This is a genomic window from Agathobaculum sp. LCP25S3_E8 (assembly GCF_052117165.1).
GTDB lineage: Bacteria > Bacillota > Clostridia > Oscillospirales > Butyricicoccaceae > Agathobaculum.
In genome coordinates, this window is the sequence record NZ_JBQKJR010000099.1 from 1 (window position 1) to 6,146 (window position 6,146).

General features: G+C 49.6%; 5 protein-coding genes. 1 reads left to right on the top strand and 4 read right to left on the bottom strand.

The window, feature by feature from the left end; all coding sequences use genetic code 11:
- From ACTQ34_RS17230 to ACTQ34_RS17245, 4 genes are all read right to left on the bottom strand, one after another.
- The coding region (locus tag ACTQ34_RS17230) for a YczE/YyaS/YitT family protein (protein WP_441364842.1) at positions 1-780 on the bottom strand (780 nt) is incomplete at its 3' end.
- A gap of 209 nt (positions 781-989) precedes the next feature.
- Positions 990-2,774 carry an L-fucose isomerase gene (locus ACTQ34_RS17235; RefSeq protein ID WP_441364843.1) on the bottom strand — a complete coding sequence of 595 codons (1,785 nt, stop codon included), beginning with the start codon at positions 2,772-2,774 and terminating at the stop codon, positions 990-992.
- Positions 2,771-4,213, bottom strand: coding sequence for a rhamnulokinase (locus ACTQ34_RS17240; protein ID WP_441364844.1), 1,443 nt, complete (start codon positions 4,211-4,213; stop codon positions 2,771-2,773). The genes ACTQ34_RS17235 and ACTQ34_RS17240 overlap by 4 nt, the downstream gene beginning before the upstream one ends.
- A gap of 32 nt (positions 4,214-4,245) precedes the next feature.
- A complete protein-coding gene (locus ACTQ34_RS17245; protein ID WP_441364845.1) occupies positions 4,246-4,935 on the bottom strand; it encodes a class II aldolase/adducin family protein in 690 nt (229 codons plus the stop codon).
- A gap of 124 nt (positions 4,936-5,059) precedes the next feature.
- On the opposite strand from ACTQ34_RS17245, the gene ACTQ34_RS17250 reads away from it, so the two are divergent.
- Positions 5,060-5,953 carry a helix-turn-helix domain-containing protein gene (locus ACTQ34_RS17250; protein WP_441364846.1) on the top strand — a complete coding sequence of 298 codons (894 nt, stop codon included), beginning with the start codon at positions 5,060-5,062 and terminating at the stop codon, positions 5,951-5,953.
- Positions 5,954-6,146 lie beyond the last annotated feature (193 nt).

Sequence of the window (6,146 nt, forward strand, 5' to 3'; positions counted from 1 at the left end):
GCCGCAGTTTTCCTGCGTTCCGCTACGCTCCACTTCGGAAAACTGCGCTGTATTACCATGCTTTTCAGATTTTGGGTGTTTCCAGACTGCACATTTCTTGACATTTCCATTCTTCCCTGCAAAGTGCTGGAACAACGCGATGACACGGCCCACGCCGATGACTGCCAGAACGGTTCCGATGCCCACGCCAACCAAATGGTCTGCAAGCAGCAGGCCCAAGGTAATTGTGATGGTGATGTTTAAAAGGTCAAAGCAGTTTTTGGTAAAGCCGACATTTTTGTGAATGCAGTCCGCGATGGTCTGCACAATTCCATCCCCAGGGTTGGGGACAATCCGCATGGAAAGCGACATGGCAGCGCCGACGCCCGTGCAGACGATGGCTAGAATCAAAACCAGCAGGCGAAGCGGAAAGTGCTCATTCCAGCTGTCTGCACCGGAAGAGAAATCCGGCAGAAACGAGCCGAACAGATTCAAAAACCGGGTGAAAATCAGGCTGAGAGGGATTTGCAGAATATCCATCAGCAAAATCAGTTTTTGATTCTTTTGCGGATTTTTCCATCCCCTTACACTATGCAGGATCAGCTCAATCACGACAAAAACACAGTAGAGAACCATTGTCATGTCTCCGAAGTTGCATCCAAAAATCTGCGATGTGCTGTAAGAGACAGAAATAATCGGAGAAACGCCCAGACCCGCCTTGGTGTTCAGCGTCAATCCCATCGCCAAAATGAGAAGTCCCACAATATAGAATACTGCTCTGTAATAAATCTGTTTTTTCACAAAATCGTTCTTCTTTCTATTTCGGAATCATGCTATCTATTCTATTATAGTATGAATTCTGGGAATTTCAAGAATAGCGATTGATTACATTGTGGATTTGCTGGATGGTCATCTCTGCGGAAAGTTTATCCCTTTGTTTGGGATAAAAACGGCACGGTAGCTGATAAGCGATGTTCCGCAGTTTTGAGATATAGATTGTTCAAATGGATTCAGCGGTATAACGGGCCATAATGACGGCAAGCAGCAAAATCGGCCGCTTCCGTATCCTTTGTACCAAAGGCGGACCAAGCATGGGGACGATAGATTGCATCCTCCGACACATTATGCATGGATACCGGAATGCGCAGCATGGAAGCCAGCGTAATTAAATCCGCGCCAACGTGACCATAGACGGTTACGCCGTGATTTGCTCCCCAATTTGCCATAACACTGTAAACATCGGAAAAAGCTCCGGTTCCGGTCAGACGCGGAACAAACCAAGTCGTTGGCCAAGTGCGGTCTGTGCGAAGATCAATGGGGGTGTGTACTTCATCAGGCAGGTTGGCGGTCCATCCTTCCGCCAGCTGCAGCACGGGTCCAACACCGTCTGCAATATTCACCCGCAGCATGGTAACCGGCATTTCCGCAGTACAGCGGAAATGACTGGAGAAGCCGCCGCCGCGGAAATATTCATAGTTTGCTCGACACCAGTCGGTCGCTTGGAGACATGCCGCCATATCCTGTTCGGTCATATCCCAGAAGGGTTTCATCATATGAACGCCATTTTGATCGACTGCTGCACCGTTGCCGTCGAGCGCAGTGGCGCCGGAGTTTATCAGATGAATAAAGCCGTTCTGCGCAACGCCTTCCGGTCGATGGCCCGTTACCCGCTGGCAGGCATCCGGACTCCAGTAGGTTCGCACATCGTGGAAGCAGGGGGCTGTACCGGTAACAAGTGTACCAAGCATCATGGCGACGGCATTCAGGGTATCGTTTTCCGTAGCAAAAGGAGTGGGCTGTTTGGTGCCGTTCCAGTCAAAGGTAGAGGCCAAAAGTGCTTCCGTGAAATCTGCGTTGGGTAACCAATCCGTCCAGTTGCGCTGCCCTTGAAAACCACCGGCAACGGCGTTTTTGCCCAGCGATTCTTCATGCCAGCCCATTTGTGCCAGCACAGGATTGCCAAAGAGAATATCGCGCATGACCATTGTCATCTTGGTGATAAACGCCCAGTCCTCATCAGGCGGTACAACTTTGGATTTGGTGATAACGTCAGGAAGATTTTTTTCAGCGTTGCAGTCAAAACCTTCTTTACAATTGGCATGTACCCAGGCAAGGGCACGATCATATTCTTCATGATCGTAAATGCCCAGGGTGATCCGTCGGAGAATTTCGGTCATGTCAACCCATTCCGCACGGATGCCGAAATACTTTTGGAACATGGCAGCATCACAGTAGCTTCCTGCAATGCCCATCGCGACACCGCCTAAATTGACATAGGATTTGTTTCGCATCCATCCAACAACAACGGCACAACGGGCAAAGCGGAGGATTTTTTCTGCCACATCTTCCGGAATGGTATCTTCTCCTGCATCCTGCACATCATGGCCATATATAGAAAAGGCGGGAAGTCCTCGTTGGGTGTGTGCAGCCATGACCGCTGCCAGATATACCGCGCCGGGCCGTTCGGTGCCGTTAAAGCCCCATACAGCCTTGATGGTGTGTGGATCCATATCAAAGGTTTCGCTGCCATAGCACCAACAGGGCGTGACAGTGAGCGTGGCCACTACATTTTCGGCGGTAAATTTGTCGGCGCAGGCAGCAGCCTCGGCCCCGCCGCCAATGGTAGAATCAGCCAGAACACATTTTACAAATGAGCCGTCCGGATAACGAAGCGTTTTTTCGATCAGCTCTTTGGCACGCTTGGCCATGGTCATGGTCTGCTGCTCCAGACTTTCCCGCACGCCGCCCCAACGTCCGTCAATGGTGGGACGAATGCCTATTTTTGGATAGTTCATTTGTATTCCTCCTGTTCTATGATTGCATGATACCGTTCATATGCTTTTTTCCAATGTTCTAAATGTTGAGGTACGTATTGCCGCACCGGTTCTGTTTTGGCAATCAAAGTGCGGCCGGCCTCTAATCCTTCTATTTCTTTCAATGCAGACAGTTGGATGATGATATTCCCCAATGCGGTTGCTTCCACCGGTCCGGCGAACACGGTTCTGCCGGTGCAGTCTGCGTGCATGCGGCAAAGAAGTTCAGATTGTACACCGCCGCCCAGCATATGCAGGGTGGAAAATTTTCTTCCTGTGAGTTGGCTAAGCTGTTTCAAAGTCATATTGGATTGCAAGGCCAGACTTTCATAAATGCACCGGATCACCTGTCCGATTGTCTCCGGTACCGGCTGATGGGTTCGGCGGCAAAATGCCCGAACCCGTTCTGGAATATTTCCGGGGGGTGTGAACTCCGGTGCGGCAGGATCAATAAAACTGCGAAACGGTGCAGCTTGCTGTGCCAACTCTTCTAACTGACCATAGGTATATGTGGTTCCTTCCCTCTGCCATTGGCGACGGCTTTCCTGTATGAGCCATAGACCGATCATGTTTTTCAAATATTGTATTTTACGGTTAGCGCCTATTTCATTGCTCAGTTCCGATTCCCTGCTTGTGTCGCTGAGAATCGGTGTGGGAAGTTCACAGCCAAGCAGACTCCATGTGCCGCAGGATAGGAAGGCGACATCTTCATCCTCCCCTATCGGCATGGCTGCGACTGCGCATTGGGTGTCATGTCCCGCTACTGCAATTACCTGTGCATTTTTATATTGTCCCACCACGGTGCCGCTTGCCACCAAAGGAGCAAATTTGTTCTCGGGAATGTCAAATGCGTCAAGAACAGTGCGGCTCCAGTTTCCGGTGGACGGATCAAGCATCTGACTGGTGGAAGCAATGGTGGTTTCGCAGATCTCTGCACCGCACAGCCGATGGATGATGAGATCGGGCATGAACAGCAATCGATGCGCTCGTTTCCATATTTCAGGCTGTTGTCTTCGTAATGCCTGTAGCTGAAAGAGCGTATTGATAGGTATAATTTGATTTCCGGTGGCAGCATAGAGTTGCTGCGCCGACAGGACGGAAAGCGCACGTTCTACTTCTCCGTTGGTTCGTGCATCGCGATAGTGAACCGGATCTCCCAGAAGTTTCCCCTGTTCATCCAACAGACCAAAATCTACTCCCCAAGTGTCCACACCGATGCTGTCGAAGTTGCCGGCCAGGTCCATGCTCAGTTGTATATTGGCCATTAAATCCTCAAAATCCCAGCAAAAGCGGCCGTCCACGTCGCGGGGGCGATTTTCAAAACGATGCACCTGCTGCCACGTTAACTGACCGTTTTTGTATTCGGCCAGTATAGCACGCCCGCTGGAACCACCCAAATCAAAGGCCAATACGCGTTTCATACACCCACACCCTTTTTTCAGTTCAAATAGACTTATTTCAAGCCGTTTGAAAATTTCTTATATCCGGGATGACGACCGGTCACACGATAAAAACTCCGTAAATCAATAAGCTTTTGGATATTTTCTTTGCTGATGTCCTGACTTCCGCCGAGAATAACCGCATTGATGGTGATTTTTGCCCACAATTCCAGACTTTCCATGCGATAGAACGCCGTAATGACATCGCTTCCTACCGCCAGCGCACCGTGATTTTCAAGCAGCATTACATCATGTTCTTGCAGATAGGGTTCAATGGCGTCGGGTACTTCACTGGTGCTGGGGGTTCCGTAAGGAGTCAGCGGTACACTGCCAATCACAGCTACATCCTCGATCATGTTATACATGTCCATTGCTTTGTGTGCTACTGCAAAGCCCGTGGCGCCCGGAGGATGTGCGTGGATCACGCTCCATACATCTTCCCGCTTTTCGTAGCAGCGCAGGTGCATTTTGATTTCGCTGGAGGGACGTAAGCCTTCTGCGCCTTCCAATATTTCCCCGGCATGATTGATTCGGATTAATTTCTCCGGTGTAATGAAACTCTTACTCATACCGGTTGGTGTGCACAGAAAAGTGCCGTCTTCCAGCCGTGCTGATACATTGCCGTCATTGGCCGCTACCCAGCCCAATTGCCAGGTTTTGTGGCAAACATCGCAGATTTGTTCTTTGATGAGGTTGATATCCATCCCGGAAACACTCCTTTGCTTATATTTCTATATGAAGTATAGCGGATTGCCGCATAAGCTGTCTTGTGATATAATCAGAATAACTCGGATTATATTCACTTTTGGAGGGGATGAAATGCGATATTTGGCCAGTCATGAGCAGGCCGTGCGCGGTACCTTTGATTTTCCCATTGCACTCTATCAAGTGGATTCCACACACCCAAGATATAAGATGCCGTTTCATTGGCATATGGAACATGAATTGATTGCTGTATTGGATGGTGTTTTTCATCTTTCTGTAGAGGGACAGCATATAGATCTTCATCGCGGAGACTGCATGATGATTGGAGAAGATACCATTCATGGGGGACTGCCGGAGCACTGTGTATACGTATGTGTGGTATTCGATCTGGATCGGTTTCTCACCGGTATGGGTGGTATTTGTCGTCAGCAATTGAATGGCCTGCTGGCAGATGGGTCGAAATTGCAGGCGGTATTCTCTGCAGGCTCGCCTCCCGCCCTGTTGGTGAACGGTCTTTATCAGGCTATGGCAAATGAACAGCCGGGGTATGAGTTTACCACAATGGGATATTTGTGGCAGCTGCTGGGGCAGATGATTTCCCATCGGCTTTATCGTCCACCGTTGCCGGGCACAGGGCAGGATATGCGACGTACACAAGCCATCAAACGTGTGCTTCGACGTATCCGCACAGACTATGCAATGCCTCTGACATTAGAGGATCTGGCTTATGAAGCGGCATTGGAGCCGAAATATTTTTGTCGGGTGTTTCGTCAGATCACTGGCAGAACCCCGATTGATTATTTACTCTATTACCGTATTGAATGTGCTGCGGAATTGCTTTGCGCAACGCGATGCAGTGTGACAGAAGTGGCCTTATCCTGTGGATTTGGCGATGTAAGCTATTTTGGACGAGTCTTTAAACGGCAAAAAGCTATGACGCCCCGGGCATATCGGGCGAGTTTTGCCCAATCGATTTGGACATCCAATGCTGCGTCGGAAGAAAAAGATTTGCAGTAAAGCTGTGATTGTCCAGATGAACCGCACAATATTTTTTCACATTGAGAAAAGCGACACCCCCCTCATCCCATGGGATGAGGGGGGTCAGTCTGTCGAAAAAGTCCAGCAAAAGCTGGGCTTTTTCGTTTGAGCGCGGTAAAATAGGAATAGGTGGTGAGAGCAATGCTGGAACGAGGAAAAATGGATCGGGATG

Coding starts and splice junctions, on each gene's coding strand:
- ACTQ34_RS17240 (WP_441364844.1), bottom strand. CDS start 4,213: ATGAAACGCGTATTGGCCTTTGATTTGGGTGGTTCCAGCGGGCGTGCT.
- ACTQ34_RS17245 (WP_441364845.1), bottom strand. CDS start 4,935: ATGGATATCAACCTCATCAAAGAACAAATCTGCGATGTTTGCCACAAA.
- ACTQ34_RS17235 (WP_441364843.1), bottom strand. CDS start 2,774: ATGAACTATCCAAAAATAGGCATTCGTCCCACCATTGACGGACGTTGG.